We start from the raw sequence: 15,749 nt of genomic DNA on the forward strand, positions 1-15,749 counted from the left end.
CTCTCTTACCCGGGAAACGGCCTGGCATGTGCCGCAACGAGCTTGATCAAGTCAGCCTGACGGCGCACGCCGGTCTTTCCAAAGATATTCTGGAGATGCGTTTTCACGGTGGCCTCGCTGATGCCAAGCGCCTCCGCTATCCTGGGTACTCCGCTGACTTTCAGCAACGCATCAAGCACCCGCACCTCGCTCGGCGTGAGCCGAAATTGTCGCGCCGCCACTTCGGTCGGGTAACGCGCCGCCATTGACACCTTTCGGACGAAGACGGCGGCGACCGCAGAGTGGTGGGCCCCGGCTTGGCGGCGCGCCCCCGAGGTCAGCGGCAGGATATCGGCGACCCAATTCTGGCCAGGCTTGCCGGACAGCGGAATGGCAACACCATCCGCGCCGACAGCGCCGTCGCCACCGCTTGCGGCGGCGATGACATCGCGCAATACCTGCGCCGCATCTGGGTCCACGGCGATCAATGTGTGGTTGACGGCCCGCAGGATCGTCGCATCATCGAGCAGCGCTTGCGCGGCCATGTTGGAGAATGCAACGTGACAATGACTATCCAGCAGAAAAACGCCGGCGTCGAGCCCGTTGAGCGCATCTGATAGACTTCCGGCCTTTTCCTTTTGAAGGTCGATGACATTGCCGATCAATACCGCGCGGCGCACGTGGGGAACCAGCAGCTGCATGCGCTGCCGCATATCGTCGTCGGCAAGCCCTTGGCGCTCGCTTCGGAATACTCCGAACTGGGCGAAGCTCGTTGCGGTCTTGTCGAGCGTGGCAGCCAGATGATCGGCCCACCCGTTCGGCTTGACCCACTCCTTGTAGAAAGTCGTCTCGACGAACTCGCTATAAGGCAAGACGTTGGTCGTGTTGTAGATCTCCCCGATCTTGAAAAAGAATTGAGCCGTCAAACTCGGATCGAAACGGATATATTTGCTGAAATATTCGTCCACGCTGGAAGGTTCAACATTGTAGACGTAGTGAAGCTCACCCTGAACGGTGATGTCCTTCCAGTAAATTCCAGCCGCAGTTCCGCCGATGAATTGCGTCGCCTGCTCGAGAACGCCTGCCCACAAGCTGGAGTCGAGTGCTGCGTCGTAGATATTGCCGATCAGCAGCGACAAAAGTTCCGGATCGACCATTCCCGACACCGCTCGTTCGACTGACCACGATTGATGCAACTGGGCGATCGCATCAACCGACCTGTGGGACACCAATATGCTCTGAGACCTGACGGCCTTCAGTGTGTGCATGGTGCGAGTCGACTGCCTCCCACCCAAGGCGAGCGTTGTACAGGCGTAGAATATCGCAGGCCAGCCTAGATTTAGCGCGCCGGCATCGTGGCAGACTGCCGGACGGCATAGCGAACAGGCACTCTGTCGAGTGGAACGGACATTGCGATGACAGTGCTGCCTAATTTCATGAACCTTCGAGTCTGCGAAGGCAGCCCGGGTCATTGAGCGCACTGTCGCCGTAATCCCGATGAATGCATCGATGTCCCGGCGAATCGATGGTGGCGTAGAGCATCAATGCCGTGCCACCGCCAAGTAGCCAGCTTCGGACCCACCGAGACGGCCAGAATCCTTGAGCACACCGTCAGCCCAATCCCGGCTTGCAGAACGCATGAATTTGCAAGCCGTTCTGCGAAGTCTCGCCGCAGCCAAAGGCCAGCCATGGGCTTATGGCAAATAAGGTGCTTAGCCATATTAAGGCAAGAAAGAGCGCGTCTAGGATGGTCCCGTTGGAGTGTTCACTCGAACGTCCCTGCATCCGTTGAAATATCTGCGATCGAAGTACAGTTGTCTCAAGCTCGTAGCCAGGTTGCGACTCATTGAGTGCACTGTCGCGGCAATCGCGCGTTTCCCTGGACGTCCTGCTAATTTGCCGCATTTCTCAGATCGACGATGCGGGCCATTTCGCGAATGCGCGATCGTTGCTGTTCGATCGCCGCGGAAAATTCGTCGGGCGTGCCGCCGAGAACGTGCTGCCCGGCCGCTTCGATGCGGGAGCGAATCGAGGGATCCGCGGATATCGCGCGCACGTCAGCGGAGATCTTGTCCCGCAACGTGGGCGACATACCGCGCCAGCCGAACAGACCCGCCAGCCCCTCGATCTCCATCTCCGGAAAGCCGGCCTCTGCGACCGTCGGAATGCCAGGCAGGCTCGGCTCACGCTCGGAACTTGCGACGGCAAGTATCCGCGCCTTGCCGGCGGCCACCGGACCTCCGACGGCCAGCAGGGCATGGGAAAGGATTTGAACGCGCCCCTCACTGAAATCCGCTTGCTGGGTCGTTCCGTCCCGGTAAGGAACGTAGACCTGCTTGAGCGACTGCCGTGCCAGCATCGCGGCATACAGGAAATGCGGCAGGCTCGGGCCTGAACTCCACGATAGTTCGCCGGGCTTCGATCGCGTCAGTTGAGCCAATTCCGGCAGCGAACGCACCGGCATTCGATCGTAAACCGCGATGACGAAAATGGCGCTCGCCGTCGAGGAGATCGGCACCATGTCGCGGGACGGATCGTAGGGCAACACTTCCTGCAGCCGCGGGTTCACGGTAATCATCGAGGCGGTCCCGTAAAGCAGGGTGTGGTCGTCTTTTGCATTCGCAAACGCGCCGCCACCGACGATGGCGTCCGCACCGGGCCTGTTCTCGACGATGACCGGCTTGCCCCATCGCCCGGCCAGCCCTTCGGCATAGAGACGCGCACTGAGGTCGTTGGCTGACCCGGCGGCAAATGGAACGATGATCTTCACGGCACGATTTGGCCAATCTTCGCCTGCAAGACATGTGGACAGGGTATCTGCATAGACCCCGGCAAGCAGCATCGTGAATGCGATGACATTTCGAATCTGCGGCAACCTCATCGCTTTTCTCCGTTGACCAACCGTGGGCAAGACGACAAGCATCAATAAGCGTCCTGAAACGCAATGTTGCCACCCATGTGGATGGGGCGGCGATGACAATTCCGGCCGCGATACCAGCAGACCACGGATGTGGGATCTCCGTCCTGAAACTGTCGTGAAATTAACCTGAAACTTCTCGCTGCCGCCGGCGCGCAGTTTCGGGTAAGATCAGGAAAATGAAACTGATCTTCAGCTCTTTGACGCTTGATCTGGAGCGGCTTTGCCTGCATGGGCCCGCCGGTCAAATTAGGCTGCGGCCGAAAAGCTTTGAAGTGCTGCGCTATCTTGCCGAGCACGCCGGACGGGCGCTCACCAAGGATGAATTGATCGCGGCCATTTGGCCTGATGTCACCGTCAGCGAGGAGTCGCTGACCCGTTGCATAAGCGATATCCGCCTCGCGATCGGTGACGACGCGCAACGCATCATCAAGACGCTGCCCAAGCGCGGCTATCTGCTCGAGGGGCCGGTCTCGCGTGATGGCAAGGGGGCCGGCCCATTGCCTCGATCGTCTGCCGACTTCCCCGCGATCGCTGTCCTGGCCTTCGCCAACCTCTCGCAGGATTCAAGTCAGGATTATTTCTGTGAAGGGATCATCGAGGACATCATCACCGAGCTTTCGCGATTTTCCGGATTGCTAGTGATCGCGAGGAATTCGTCGTTTCAATACAAAGGCCGAAGCGTCGATGTTCGACAAATCGGCAACGAACTCGGCGCGCGATATGTTCTCGAAGGAAGCATTCAAAGCAACGACGGCACTGTTCGTATCACGGCGCAATTGATCGACGCTGCACGGGGGGCGCATCTGTGGGCGGATCGATTTGACCGGAAGCTGGGCGATACATTCTCGATCCAGGACGAAATCGCGCGGATGATTTCCGTCAAACTGGCCATCCATATCGATGATGCCGAGGCACATCGTCCGCTGGCCAAGCCGACTGCCAATTGGGACGCATACGACTACTTCCTGCGCGGCAACCATATGATGAAGCGCCTGCTTACAGGGCCGGTCGAGGAACTCTATGAGGCGCGAAAGCTGCTCGAACGCTCCATCGAACTGGACCCCGCGTTCGCTCGTCCGTATGCGGCGCTCTCGACGACCTACACCTTGGCCTGGATTAATCCCGTCAACCATGAACACCAAAGCGAGGAAACCCTGCAGCGGGCGCTTGAACTTGCCCGGAAGGCCGTCGAACTCGGTCCGAACGAACCGTTCGGATACGGAGTTCTCGCCAATGCAGCCATGTTCCAGCGTGATCGCGCGGCATGTCTGGCGGCTTGGGATCGGGTTTTTGCACTAAATCCAAACTATTGCGACTGGCGATACGGCCAATGCCTGGTGTTGTTTGGCAAACCGGAAGAGGGGCTTGCCGCTCTTCGACGCTACATGCGGCTGGATCCTTTCTTTCCGCCGCAGGCATTGATGACCGAGGGACTCGCGCATTTCGTTCAGCGGCGGTACGAGGAGGCATTGGCGCCGTTTCGCGAAATGGTCGATCGCGCGCCGAACTTTCGGAACGGTCGCATGCTTTTGGCGGCGGCCTACGGGCATTTGGGAAAAACAAACGAAGCAGGGCCGCACATAGCGGCGCTGCTCAGGATCGAACCGGATTGCACGCTGAAGAAACTATCCGGCCAGCGCTATCTCCAGTCTGCCGAAGGTGTTCTTCACTATCTTGATGGGTTGCGTAAGGCGGGCCTTCCTGAGGGATGACCGGTTGTCGAGACCGGTACTTCCCCGGCTGCGGTCTTTGCCGGTCGGGTGGAAGAGGTTGACCGCTTTTGGCGCGAAGCGGCCGTTTGGCCAAGTCTCCGAATCTATGATGCAGGCGGAGAGTCCATAGCCAGAGCAAGTGTGGAGCGGTCGTTTGCGGACTGCTGAAGTATGGCAACGGACCACGGACAACGAAGTGCGGCACTTTCTTTGGTGGGCCCGGCTGAGCGGTTTTAGGTCCTACTGGCATTTTGGGGCGGGCTTAGCTATTGCCGTCGCGCTGATCGCCGTTACCGCGCTCATAGCGTGGCGAGAGGAAAGGTCCGAGAACCGTACAGCATGGGGTTCGGAGACTCGTCTGCGCGCGTTGCGGCGAGCTCGCAAGATGACCGTGGTGACGCTGGCAGAGTAATTGTAGGTCTCCACTGGTTCGGTCTGGTTCTGGGAAAACCGAAAAGCGCGCGTCTTGATGACCAGTCCATCACGTTCCAGTTGGGCGGCGCGCGCTGGTCGGACGAGAAAAGTAACATCGGCTCCGCCCTTGATAAGCATTCCACCGAAATAGCCCCCGAGCGCGCCCGCAACCAAAACAAGATATCGCATTAGCCCCCTCCTGCTGTCAGCTTCGGCTACATATTAAAGTACGCCGATCTGACATCAGGCTAGAGGGCCGATGACGGGTATGGGCCCAACAAGCGACATCGATCATGCAACGGAACGCCCTTGGGCAGAGCGAAGAGCCTCGGTGGGGGTTTTGTCCATCCGACAGCTTGGATTGGGCACAGAATCGTCGCCAACATGAGGTGACGTACGACAATCCTGTCTGCTAACGTAGTGTTGTTCGCATATTTGGGCGCTTGTTGCCCGCCAATCTATTGGAGGATTGTGTAATGGCTTTGGCGCTAGTTACCGGAACCAGCAGTGGCATTGGACTGGCAACCTCCGTGTCTTTGGCCCGTAACGGCCACACGGTAATCGCCACGATGCGAGATTTAAGCCGAGCCACAGAGCTAAGGAAAATAGCTGAAGCCGAAGATCTGCCAATCTCGTTCGAAGAACTCGACGTCAACAGCGATACTTCCGTTGATGGTCTAATGCGGCGTTTGCTCAACGACCGTGGTCACATCGATGTTTTGGTGAACAATGCGGGTCTCGGCGGTGGAGGGTCCATAGAAGAGCTTCCGCTCGAATTTTTTCGCGGAGTCATGGAAACTAATTACTTCGGTGCATTGCGATGCATAAAGGCCCTAATTCCAAATATGCGCGCACGTGGCGCTGGCTGCATCATAAATGTTACCTCAATCGCCGGTCGGATGGCGATCGCGCCAGCAGGGTCCTATGCCGCCTCCAAATGGGCACTTGAAGCACTCAGTGAAAGCTTGGCCCAAGAGATGAAGGCATTCAATGTGCGGGTCGCGATCGTCGAGCCCGGGGTAATTGCTACTCCCATATTTAGCAAGGCACGCCCGGTCTCCCCGGATAGTCCCTATCCTCACGCACGCCGACAGCGCGCGCTGTTTTCGGCGTCCTTGACCCAACCCACATCTCCGTACGTTGTTGGAGAAAAGATTTGCGAAATCGTGAAAAGCGGCAGTTGGCAGCTCCGATATCCTGTGGGCCCCGACGCCGAACCTTTCCTTAAATGGCGTGCAAGCAAGACTGACGAGGAGATCGTGCAAATGGGCGGGGCCACAGACGACGAATTTAAGTCAATCGCTAAGCGAGAGTTTGGCCTCGACGTCATTCTCTGATGAGGCAAGAAGAAGGGAGAACAATGCGACTACAAACTTGCGGACCACTTCTGCAACGGGTCAAACGCGGCGGTTTGTCTGAAGGTTCGCTATTTCCGCTCCACTGCTCACACCGGACATGCCGATGTAGGGCGCGCACGGCTGCAATGGGCCACGAACAGACTTCTTTTCTCTTGCCGTGTCCAAGAAAAGCCGCCTCGCGGCGGCCAGACGTCGGAAATACATTTCGTTCACTACGCTAGTGCGGACTGCCGCAGAGCCTAGGCTACAATCGGCCGGTGATCCGGTAGACTCGCGCCTCGCCTTCGACGCCGCGCAGCGGCGCCTCGAACTCCTCGACATGGTGGCCCGCCAGCAGCTGGCGAACAGCGGGCGCGGTGTAGAGTGCTTCAGTGAGACAGATTTCGCCGGCGTCGGCGAATGATTGCACCCGCGCGGCAATATTCACGGTCTGGCCGAAATAGTCGAGATTTTCGTTGAGGGTCACGGCGATAGAAGGTCCGCAATGTGCCCCCATTTTGAGAATGACGGCGGGCTGGCCGTGCTTGGAGTTGAACTCTCCGATGTCCCGCAGAATGTGCAGCGCTGCCGCCACGGCATCCACCGGCTGGAAAAACGCAGCCATGACGGCATCGCCGATGGTCTTCACAATGGCACCGGCATGCCGATGGGCAATTGCGTCGAGGAGAGCGAAATGTTCGCGGACGAGAGCATAGGCATTAAGATCCCCGAGGCGCTCGTAGAGCGCGGTCGATCCCTTCAGGTCCGTGAACAGGAACGTCACTTGCCGAACGCCGAGGCCCTCCTCCTCATCAACGCGCTCTGAGCGGAAGAGCTTGCGGAACGTCTGACGCGTCAGCAGCATCCCGCCCGAGACGTAGGGATCGAATTCGAGGGTCGGCTTCTCTGGCATTTCTAAGATTTCAGGTGGCCAGTTGATCAGGAGGAGCGATCCGCGCTTAGGGCCGATGTTGCTGATCTCGAAGACCACAGGCCCCGACGGCACGGCCGCAACGGAGGGCGTGAACCGCTGCCCGTCATAGGTGGTACGAACGATCGTCGGAGTATTCGGCATCTGCACGGCCGTGGGATCGAGCACGACCGGGAGCGTAAAGCCCGCCTGCGTCTGGACATTGACGCCTGAGACCGCGCCCGGCCCAATATCGGTCTGCAGCGTCGTTGTCAGGCCGGACGGCAGATAAGTCATTCCGCGAACGAAACCGCGCAAGACATCGACAAATCGAGTCTGTCCGCCGGGCAGCCGTCCGCTGTTGGCGAACTTGAGCTTCCAGTGCAGATCTTCGATCGAGAGATTGTCGACGTCATACAAGGCGAGGCGCCGAATTTGCGGCGAGACGGAGAAGGACACTTCGATGAAGTCGTCGAGTTCGGTCTGACCCTCGATATCGCAAAGCCCGCAGACGAAATGGCTCCGGAGCGCACGGAGCCTCCCGAAGCTTTCCAGCACCAGACCCGAGTGGGGGCAGAGAATGTCCCAATGCATGTCGACCAGCCCGGCGCGAGCGGCATGGAGAAACAGATCGATCGACTCCGGCTCAGCCACACTGCGATCACGGGCGAACGCCAGCGGATTGGCGCGGTACACGCTAACCTCGTCACCACTGCGGATCAGCGTTTCGAACTTGGAGATTACGCGCGGGCTCCAAGTGCGGGCCTGCTCGATCTGCGTCATCTTGCTTTCGAGAAGACGCTCGTCAATGGATGTCATCGATCAGCTCCTGACGATGGCAGTCTATCAGCTTCGCCCGGTCCTCGCGAGCCATCCGATGCCGCAGGGCCTATTGCACTGCAAAGATTTTCAATCCACCCATGTCGCTTATGGGTCAACAGCGTCGGTTTGATGGGGAGCCGCGTCACTTCCGATCCGCCCCGATTAGCTGACCATATTCGAGCCAAACTGCACTTCGCCGTGGGCCACAATCGGACTTGGGACCATTTAGCGGAGTGGACGAAGGTCTCTGCAGGTTGAAGGCGATCATAATGTCCGGCGGCCCCCGCGACGGGAGGGGTTCCTTTTTGCTCGCCGCCGGTGTTTCCTCTGCACGGCGGAGAACAGGCATGCAGGGATCGTTGGGGGAGAAGATTGGTGAAGGCGCCCACTCCGAAGCCTACACTTGGGCGCCCGGTCAGGTCGTCAAACTGCTCAAACCCGGCGTGCCGCGGGGGATGGCCTGGTTCGAGGTGCGCATGATCCGCGCCGTGCTCGCCGCCGGGGTCCCGGTGCCTGAGGTGTTCGGCGAGGTGACGCTGGACGGGCGCTTCGGCATCGTGCTGCAGCGGCTCGACGGACCGACCCTGCTGCAGCTAACTCGAACCGGCGCGGTGACGTTCGAACAGGCCGGTGCGATCGTTGCGGCCCTCGCCATGTCCATTCACAAGACGCCCCTGCCGTCGGAGGTCCTCTCCATGCGCGAGTGTATGGAGGCTCGGTTGGATCACGACGATGGCAAGCTCCCGAAGCACATCGCCCCTGAAATCCTCACGCTGATCGATCGCTTGCCGCCCGGCGACGGGCTTTGCCATACCGACCTGAGCCCGGGGAACGTGATCATGACATCGGAAGGCCCAAAGCTGGTCGACTGGGCCGGCGTGATGTGCGGGCCCGCCGTGCTGGAGCTAGGGTTCTTACATGTTGTCCTTTCTGAACTCGCCCCGGAAATAGCCGACAATCCAGAGCGTCCGCGCGCGACCAATGCGGCCGCGCAAACCGAATACGCGCGACTGACCGGCATATCCCCCGCGGAGCTGACGGCGGCCATGGAGCCGTATTTGCCCATCGTCCGCACCTTCATCGTCCTCGGCGACGTGGTGCCGTCATTGCGGGAGCGGCTGATCCAGCGCATCGAAGCGGGGCTGCGCTCGGAAGACTGAACCGTCTTGGTCGCGCGCGAGCCGAAGGGGCCTGTCGAAGCGAGGCGTCGGTGTCTCCTTTGGGGCAATCGAAGTCCTTATTGCGAGCCTTGATCAGCTCAGCGCAATGGTCAAACAGCCCAACCAGCCGCTCACGGTTCACGTTGCGGCCCATACGATTTTCAACGGATTGATGGAAGTTCGCGACAAGCTGGCGGCACGCAAGCCGGGCGAACCCAATCCGCTGTTCGATCCGGATGCGTTGCTCAAAATGCTCGCCACACAGCGCAGCGGCGCCGAACAGCGGCTTGAGATTGAACGCAAGGCCGGACGCTGAGGGATCCCCGGGATTGGTCGAGGAGGCCCGCTATCGAAGGTAACCGGACCATCCTACGAAACTCGGAAGACTGCAGCCCATCAGGTCTAGTGAAAGATCGCAATACGTCGCTTGTTATCCGGCCGGATCGCTTGGGCGGCCACCACATCATAGCGCCACGGCGAAGCAATAGTGACCATCTTCATCGGGCCGTGGCGCGCCAATCTCGTAAAGCCGAAACCGCTCTTCCATCTCGCCTGCGTTGCTTAGCGATCAACAGCGCCTTTCACAGCTCCGCACGTTCGCCGCCTCCTGCGAACAGATACTGACCATTTCTGTGGCGGTAACGGTGGCGGCGATTTTCAACCCCCGTGCCGCCAATGCGTAATGCGTTGTTTTCATTGGTGGGCCCGGCAGGAGCATCCACCATCCTCGATTTGCGCCTGATCTTCACGAAATGCCGGTGGACAGGTAGACAATATGTCTCACCTTTGTGCAACACTCTCTGTCTCTTTATGCTCGTTGGCAAGCGCAATATGTGTTCGCTCCGATGCGCGAGCAAACAATCGAGATTGAAGCTTGCACTAGGTCGAGCTTCCATTCGCAGGTCACGTCAGTACCGAGTATCTGTACGAGCACTGTAGGGGGGGGCTTTGCAGCCCGATGGGCGACGTCCGCATTCTGCAGGCACGCGCCGAACTGGCCGTCAGTGAAGGAGTCCACTTAGCTGGATACGTTTCACGAGCTAGGCCGCCAGCGACGGGCATTGCTATCGCAATGCCTGAGCGCGACATCTCTCAGCGGTTGATTCGTCGTCTAAGGCGAAATACAACAAGCGGGCGGCTTTGGATTGGCATGAAACATGCGCGAAAGATTCCCGGGTTATTACACACCATCCGACGAAGAGTTCAAGAAGCTATGGGAAGAATGCCTTTTCATCCCAGACGCAAATATTCTACTTCATCTGTTTCGGTACGGATCAAACACGACCGCTCAAGTCTTGGCTACACTCCAAGCTCTGAAACCTAGAGTGTGGATACCCTATCGAGTTGGGTTTGAATTTCACAGAAAATGGAGAGATGTTGACCAGGCAAATCGTGATGCTTACGACAAGTTGTCTCGTGACATTGAGGCGCAGGGCAGGAAGCTGAGTGGTCTCTTCGACGAGTACACACGCCATCAAACGATCGATGCTCAAAAAGAAAAGGTGGAGATCGATAAGTTCATCAAAGATTTTCTTGCGCGTATCGAGGCTAGCAAGCGAAAGCATCCCAAACTTGAGGATGCGCACCAGGTTCTTAATAGGCTCTCCAATCTAATTGGGGATGCAGTCGGTGCTACTCCCTCCGAAGAGCAACTCGCGGAATTAGTCAAAGAAGGTAAGCGCAGGTTTGAGAATGCAATTCCTCCCGGTCTGCGGGATGCAAAAAAAGGAAGGTTCGGAAGCCTACGGCGACTATTTCATTTGGAAAGAAGCGTTAGACAAGGCCAAGGAGGTTCAGAAGCCCGTCGTAATCATCACTGATGATGTTAAGGATGATTGGTGGCTTGAGTTTCGAGGCCAGAAGATAGGTCCCCGGCCTGAACTTGTCGCCGAAATGATGGCCTATTCCGGCCAACGATTTTATCTCTACACGCTTAGTCAGTTCCTAGACTATGCAACAGGCTTCCTTAATCAAAGGATCGATCCTGCCGCGATTCAAGAAATTCGGCATGATGAAGTGCAGCTAAGGAAAGCTGCCGATAGCTGGAAGTTGCCTGATACAGCTCAGCCAAGGCTAAAGCTAAAGTTCTCGCTGCTACGCGAACGAGACGTTTTGCTGCAGCGAATGCGGCTAATCGATAGCGAGATTGAAAATGTAAATATGACCGAGACCGCGAATTTTGAAGAAAAAATCCGATCATTGATCAATCTAAAGCGGGAACTTAGGCATCGCTATGATCGGACAGTCCACAATATCAAGGCAGTGCGGAAACTGGAAAAGGCGTCGGGAGACGAACTTACCAATTCAACGCTCGAATACGCCGTCCTGCAAGACTACATGCGAGGACGAAAAGCACTAGAACAACTAAAAGAACGACACCTTCCAATTGAGGGGGCGCTTGATCAAGCGCCTCCGGATGAAGAAGAGGAAGAAGAAGAGGAAGAATGATCAGAGTTGAGCCGAGCAAAGCCTCTGTCTTCCCCAGCTTCAAGACTCGCTGCGAGCCACTTTGAGAGCAGCATTGAAGTTCTTCAAACCCAGCTACACATTTCGGAACTTAGGAGTGTGCAGACTGCTTATACGGTGACGACAGCAAAGATCGAAGACGCTACCCGGAGGGAAGCGCGTGCTTCGGTACGGACCAGAGCTGCTATCGCCATACGTCGGAAACACTCATTGAGAATGCACGGTTAGCTTCTACGTCCATAACAAACTCATTCCAAAGTTCTCGGCCTAGTTTGCGCGCAGCAAAAGCACCTGCCATCGTAACAAACGATTTTAGAACTTTTGTTTGATCAGATAGGAACTCATGGATTGTCGGTTCGATACTACGTCCATATGCTAGAAACAGCGCTTCCCGATAATTTGCCTTACCTCTGTATCGAAATGCTTGATGTACGAACCCAATGCTCCGCCCAGCAAGTCGTTTGTCTCTCAACTCGCGAGCTGCCTTGGTGCGAAAGTTGTCTACGTTCAATTGTTTGAACTCGGTTGTCCTTCGTACCTCTTCGGTAGCGCGCCACGCATACCATTTTGCACTACCGGACAGATACGCGCACGCCGCACCCCTTGCTTGATCTATGGACATCGGCGTCGCGAGCAGAGTTCCAGTACTTTGGCCTCGATAAGCATCCAGTTCGGGTTTGTATGCTGCCTCCAGAAGGCTGGATACTCGCCAGTCGAAGGGCGGGAGAGCTAAGTTACGCGCAGCAATCTCCAAATCCCAAAGTCTAGCCGTTCCCGAATGATCTTCTTGGAATGAACCGTTTTGTGCGGCGATCATCGCGCTCGCGGCATTTGAGATGCCGTAGTACCACGCCAAGATGCCGATCCGGCAGAAGTCTGCGGCTGGCCTTAAGTCTTTCATCTTGTCCAAAGAAGATAGATGATGGAGGCTCAAGAATAGTTGTTCAAGCACCGTATTCTGAACGAGATCGCTCATTTCTCGCTTGCCCAAGGCCGCGTAAGCCTGCGTCGCTGAGCGGAAGTCGATCTCTCGCTCCGAGATTAGCAGTCTAACCGCGCGCATCCAGTTCACGGTGGATGGCAACGCAAACTGCGGGTCTGGCTTTCCCTCGGGCTCGTTAATCGTGCCTTGCTCGATTATTCGCTTGTATAGCATTTAGTGCCCTTCATGCTCGTTCGTTCCGCGCATGGATGATGATCCCCAGGTGGCAAAAGCATGAGTGGACAGGCTATCTGGCCATCAACTCCTTCACCTTTCCCACCGCAGCCGCGTTGTGGTTGTCCTTAAGAAACTCCTCAACCGTTAGCTTCTTGGTGCCCGCGCTATCCTTTCCTTTTCCGTGCGCGTCAACGTAGGACCATTCGTGCTCGATGTGCCGTGACCCATCGTCATTAGCAACAAAGTACCACCAGTCTTCGTTTTGCCCGAGCGCGCCTCTACGAGTTTCAGTGATCAAGGTCCTCGTTGCCATCGTGAACTCCTGTGTTGAGTAGGTTCAACTTAGGTTTGTGTTGAGAATATCAATCTCCAGCGGGCTGAGATCAGCGTCGCCGTTCGAGGCCATCTGACGAACGACTTCTAATGCTTCATCGGGATTTTCTTCTGGTAGTCTGCGATTGAGCTTCTGAATGAGGGGGAGAGGAATGCCAAATTCTTCCAATGTTCGCAAATTGCCAGGAAGAAACCAGTTCTGCAGCGCACGAGCAAAAAACGAATAGTCAACGAGGTCTTCGCGAACGGAATTGACCACGTCCTCCACCGCCTTCAGTACTTCAGGAAACGTGAACTCAGCGCCGCGAAGAAAATTGAAGCAGCGATCAATGGGCTCTTGCGCAGCGAGCCCTTCCGACCGAACAAATCGCGCGAAGAAAGTGCTCAAGTTACCGGCACTGCGAAGTGAGTTTGAAAAATATGCCGCTTGCTCAGCGGAAAACATTCCATGTTTCTCAAACTCGAGGTTATTCCATGCCAGCAAGAAGGCAGCTTCAATTTCTTCGTACCGTCCGAACCCGCGCCAAACGAAGCTATCGTCTTTGGCGCTCAGTCGGCTTTCGACTTCGTCACGAAGCGAATTTAGCTGCTCAATGCCAAACCTCGACCACTTTTGAAGCAGGCTCGCGGGTAGTGAGCTTGTTCGCAGTAGAAGCTCGCGCTTTCCTTTGGCACGGGGGCTCAGGCTATCTATGGGCACATGCATAATCATTTCGTCAGATGCGTGCTCAAAACCGCTAAAGAGTGGAATGTCGATGCCTAAGGTCGATGGTTCGGGAGGCGGATTAAAGAGGAATATGCGGCCGATATAGTGCTGAAACATTCGGCCTGCTCGGCCTTTGATGTTGTCGTAGGTAAAACGATCTAACTTCTTCTTGCTGATATATTTGTCGTAGATGATTACGTTCTTTGCTGCCGTGTTGACGCCTTCGATTAAAGTCGATGTGCAGATTAAGATCGGAATTTTCGACTTGTTGAAAAGATTGATCTCATACTGCCCAATTGATCGAGGAACGCGGCCATGATGTATCCCAATTCCTTTTCTGATGGAGTTCGCGAGTATCCATTTCTCGTGGAAGCTGTCTGCGAGCCAATCTCCAAGTTGGTCTAAGTCACCAATTGGGTCTGATAGCCGCTCGATGATCTGGGTCGCGAGTCGCGCGGCAGACTGAGGAGAGCGAACGTAGATCAAGGTCGGCTCGCCCTTTGTCTCTTCGATAACCTCGATTAGTTCGTCGATGTTTGGCCCGTTCGCTGTGTAATCGACGATGTCGGCGGCAACCGGAGAAAAAGTTGTGCTGTAAAACTCGACAGCCTTAGGGAACAAGGTGTTTGGCGTAATTTCATCAATTGAAGGACCTAGCAGATAAATTTGATCTGCGGCCTTTGCGTATTGCGCCATGACCGAATTTAGAGCCAGTGCGCGATTGTCGCCCCGGTCCAGATCGAGTTTATAAAACTCGTCTATCACGAACAGATTGACGCGCTCAGTTATTTCGCGTGTTGCAATTCGCTCTTGCGTGCCGACATAGATGTTCAGTTGCCCTGCGGGTGATTGGTAATCGTGAGTTATGATGTTGTAGTCAGGGAAGCGCCTGCGCAACCTCTTGCGATATTCGTCAAGCAGAGCAAGCGTTGGAACGACGATCACCACGCAAGGCGGGCGTTTGCTTGAGATCAAGGCGTCAACTAACAGGCTCTTTCCGAAACTTGTGGGAGCCGAAAGTATCAATGACTTGCCTGAAATGAGCAGCCCGAAAACCTTCATCTGTTCCAGGTGAAGCGTAATATCTTCAAGGGCTGGGAGCCGCATCGCGTCAGCGGCCAGTAGATTTGTCCAGCGCGTTTCGTTTTCTATGTACGGATACAGCCCTGCAACGCGCAGAATGTCATTTATCATGTCCCCAAGGTTGGGTACTGCTTGAACAAGACTTTGTTTTTGTGCAACTAGCCGAACGATCAAATCTAGGGACTGCGCAATCGGTATCTTTGGATCTTGCCAAGCGAGCGCAACGTCGCGGCAGATGGCAAATGCCGATGCTGCATCGAACTCTGTTTGTGCAAGTGTCTCGCGAAGTTGAGTTACATTCACGTGAAAGCTTCCAGCCTCGAAACAAATTCAGCCTCTAGGGCGTCTTTGTCGTTCAAAGGAACGTAAATCGCTACAATATCGAGTTCGGTGCCATATCGTTTGTGCAAATGTTTCTGCATCCTGGCGAGGCGAGATTTGACTTCGGCACTGTAAGTGACGGGCTTCGCGCCGATTTGTTTGCTCGTGCAGTTCGCTGCGACGAGGACGGGAACGACCATTCGGTTGACGATCTCATCCAATGAGGCGTTAGCGTCGAAAATCCATGATAGCTTTTCACTCAGCGGGTCAGTTGGAGAGATTTTTGGACCAATCAGCGCCTTAACTTCCTCTAGGAAGCCTGCGTCAAGGTGATCTGATAATGTTTTAAGCGCGGAAGAGAGTGCTTGATCGGTAAGCGCTGTCTTCAGGCCACAGCTCTGAGGTCGTGACGGCAATAGGCCCAGGG

Annotated in this window: 14 protein-coding genes; 6 read left to right on the top strand and 8 right to left on the bottom strand. The window is 56.2% G+C overall.

Annotated elements, in window-relative coordinates; translation table 11 throughout:
- Positions 1 to 5 precede the first annotated feature (5 nt).
- On the bottom strand, positions 6 to 1,136 hold the full coding sequence (locus tag NR187_RS32625; protein WP_211381795.1) for a helix-turn-helix transcriptional regulator: 1,131 nt from the start codon (positions 1,134 to 1,136) through the stop codon (positions 6 to 8).
- 734 nt (positions 1,137 to 1,870) lie between these two features.
- Positions 1,871 to 2,860, bottom strand: a complete 990-nt coding sequence (locus NR187_RS32630) for a tripartite tricarboxylate transporter substrate binding protein (protein WP_211381796.1) — start codon at positions 2,858 to 2,860, stop codon at positions 1,871 to 1,873.
- Between the two features lie 215 nt (positions 2,861 to 3,075).
- On the opposite strand from NR187_RS32630, the gene NR187_RS32635 reads away from it, so the two are divergent.
- A complete protein-coding gene (locus NR187_RS32635; RefSeq protein ID WP_211381797.1) occupies positions 3,076 to 4,611 on the top strand; it encodes a winged helix-turn-helix domain-containing protein in 1,536 nt (511 codons plus the stop codon).
- A 240-nt stretch (positions 4,612 to 4,851) separates the two neighbouring features.
- Here the strand turns inward: NR187_RS32635 and NR187_RS32640 are convergent, their stop codons facing one another.
- A complete protein-coding gene (locus NR187_RS32640; RefSeq protein WP_256809150.1) occupies positions 4,852 to 5,214 on the bottom strand; it encodes a 2-dehydropantoate 2-reductase N-terminal domain-containing protein in 363 nt (120 codons plus the stop codon).
- A gap of 287 nt (positions 5,215 to 5,501) precedes the next feature.
- Here NR187_RS32640 and NR187_RS32645 point away from each other — a divergent pair, with 287 nt between their 5' ends.
- Positions 5,502 to 6,362 (top strand): SDR family oxidoreductase, encoded by an 861-nt coding sequence (locus NR187_RS32645; protein ID WP_211381799.1) that lies wholly within the window; start codon positions 5,502 to 5,504, stop codon positions 6,360 to 6,362.
- Positions 6,363 to 6,627: 265 nt separating this feature from the next.
- Here the strand turns inward: NR187_RS32645 and NR187_RS32650 are convergent, their stop codons facing one another.
- Complete coding sequence (locus tag NR187_RS32650) at positions 6,628 to 8,091, bottom strand: adenylate/guanylate cyclase domain-containing protein (RefSeq protein ID WP_211381800.1); 1,464 nt, start codon at positions 8,089 to 8,091, stop codon at positions 6,628 to 6,630.
- Positions 8,092 to 8,441: 350 nt separating this feature from the next.
- Here NR187_RS32650 and NR187_RS32655 point away from each other — a divergent pair, with 350 nt between their 5' ends.
- The 4 genes from NR187_RS32655 to NR187_RS32670 all read left to right on the top strand — a co-directional run bounded on the left by NR187_RS32655 (position 8,442) and on the right by NR187_RS32670 (position 11,702).
- Positions 8,442 to 9,254: a phosphotransferase gene (locus NR187_RS32655; protein ID WP_256809152.1), complete on the top strand. Its 813-nt coding sequence runs from the start codon at positions 8,442 to 8,444 to the stop codon at positions 9,252 to 9,254.
- A 106-nt stretch (positions 9,255 to 9,360) separates the two neighbouring features.
- Positions 9,361 to 9,570, top strand: a complete 210-nt coding sequence (locus NR187_RS32660; RefSeq protein WP_256809153.1) for a hypothetical protein — start codon at positions 9,361 to 9,363, stop codon at positions 9,568 to 9,570.
- Between the two features lie 841 nt (positions 9,571 to 10,411).
- Entirely contained in the window at positions 10,412 to 11,074 is a 663-nt protein-coding gene (locus NR187_RS32665) for a PIN-like domain-containing protein (RefSeq protein ID WP_256809154.1), read from the top strand.
- Entirely contained in the window at positions 10,971 to 11,702 is a 732-nt protein-coding gene (locus NR187_RS32670; RefSeq protein ID WP_256809155.1) for a PIN-like domain-containing protein, read from the top strand. The genes NR187_RS32665 and NR187_RS32670 overlap by 104 nt, the downstream gene beginning before the upstream one ends.
- A 202-nt stretch (positions 11,703 to 11,904) precedes the next feature.
- Here NR187_RS32670 and NR187_RS32675 read toward each other — a convergent pair whose 3' ends face one another.
- From NR187_RS32675 to NR187_RS32690, 4 genes are all read right to left on the bottom strand, one after another.
- A complete protein-coding gene (locus NR187_RS32675; protein ID WP_256809156.1) occupies positions 11,905 to 12,876 on the bottom strand; it encodes a hypothetical protein in 972 nt (323 codons plus the stop codon).
- Between the two features lie 73 nt (positions 12,877 to 12,949).
- Positions 12,950 to 13,192, bottom strand: coding sequence for a hypothetical protein (locus NR187_RS32680; protein ID WP_256809157.1), 243 nt, complete (start codon positions 13,190 to 13,192; stop codon positions 12,950 to 12,952).
- 24 nt (positions 13,193 to 13,216) lie between these two features.
- The gene (locus NR187_RS32685; RefSeq protein ID WP_256809160.1) at positions 13,217 to 15,304 is read right to left on the bottom strand and encodes a DEAD/DEAH box helicase; all 2,088 of its coding nucleotides are present in this window, start codon (positions 15,302 to 15,304) and stop codon (positions 13,217 to 13,219) included.
- Positions 15,301 to 15,749 (bottom strand): Hachiman antiphage defense system protein HamA (locus NR187_RS32690; RefSeq protein WP_256809161.1); only part of this gene is annotated, 449 nt, incomplete at its 5' end. The genes NR187_RS32690 and NR187_RS32685, both read right to left, overlap by 4 nt.

The sequence above is a fragment of the Bradyrhizobium sp. Bra64 genome (assembly GCF_024519875.1).
Lineage (GTDB): Bacteria > Pseudomonadota > Alphaproteobacteria > Rhizobiales > Xanthobacteraceae > Bradyrhizobium > Bradyrhizobium japonicum_G.

What these genes read in the sequence shown, in the direction of transcription:
- NR187_RS32650 (WP_211381800.1), bottom strand. Translation starts at nt 8,091, where the DNA reads ATGACATCCATTGACGAGCGTCTTCTCGAAAGCAAGATGACGCAGATC.
- NR187_RS32630 (WP_211381796.1), bottom strand. Translation starts at nt 2,860, where the DNA reads ATGAGGTTGCCGCAGATTCGAAATGTCATCGCATTCACGATGCTGCTT.
- NR187_RS32675 (WP_256809156.1), bottom strand. Translation starts at nt 12,876, where the DNA reads ATGCTATACAAGCGAATAATCGAGCAAGGCACGATTAACGAGCCCGAG.
- NR187_RS32645 (WP_211381799.1), top strand. Translation starts at nt 5,502, where the DNA reads ATGGCTTTGGCGCTAGTTACCGGAACCAGCAGTGGCATTGGACTGGCA.
- NR187_RS32640 (WP_256809150.1), bottom strand. Translation starts at nt 5,214, where the DNA reads ATGCGATATCTTGTTTTGGTTGCGGGCGCGCTCGGGGGCTATTTCGGT.
- NR187_RS32635 (WP_211381797.1), top strand. Translation starts at nt 3,076, where the DNA reads ATGAAACTGATCTTCAGCTCTTTGACGCTTGATCTGGAGCGGCTTTGC.
- NR187_RS32625 (WP_211381795.1), bottom strand. Translation starts at nt 1,136, where the DNA reads ATGGTCGATCCGGAACTTTTGTCGCTGCTGATCGGCAATATCTACGAC.
- NR187_RS32655 (WP_256809152.1), top strand. Translation starts at nt 8,442, where the DNA reads ATGCAGGGATCGTTGGGGGAGAAGATTGGTGAAGGCGCCCACTCCGAA.
- NR187_RS32670 (WP_256809155.1), top strand. Translation starts at nt 10,971, where the DNA reads ATGCAAAAAAAGGAAGGTTCGGAAGCCTACGGCGACTATTTCATTTGG.
- NR187_RS32665 (WP_256809154.1), top strand. Translation starts at nt 10,412, where the DNA reads ATGCGCGAAAGATTCCCGGGTTATTACACACCATCCGACGAAGAGTTC.
- NR187_RS32680 (WP_256809157.1), bottom strand. Translation starts at nt 13,192, where the DNA reads ATGGCAACGAGGACCTTGATCACTGAAACTCGTAGAGGCGCGCTCGGG.
- NR187_RS32660 (WP_256809153.1), top strand. Translation starts at nt 9,361, where the DNA reads ATGGTCAAACAGCCCAACCAGCCGCTCACGGTTCACGTTGCGGCCCAT.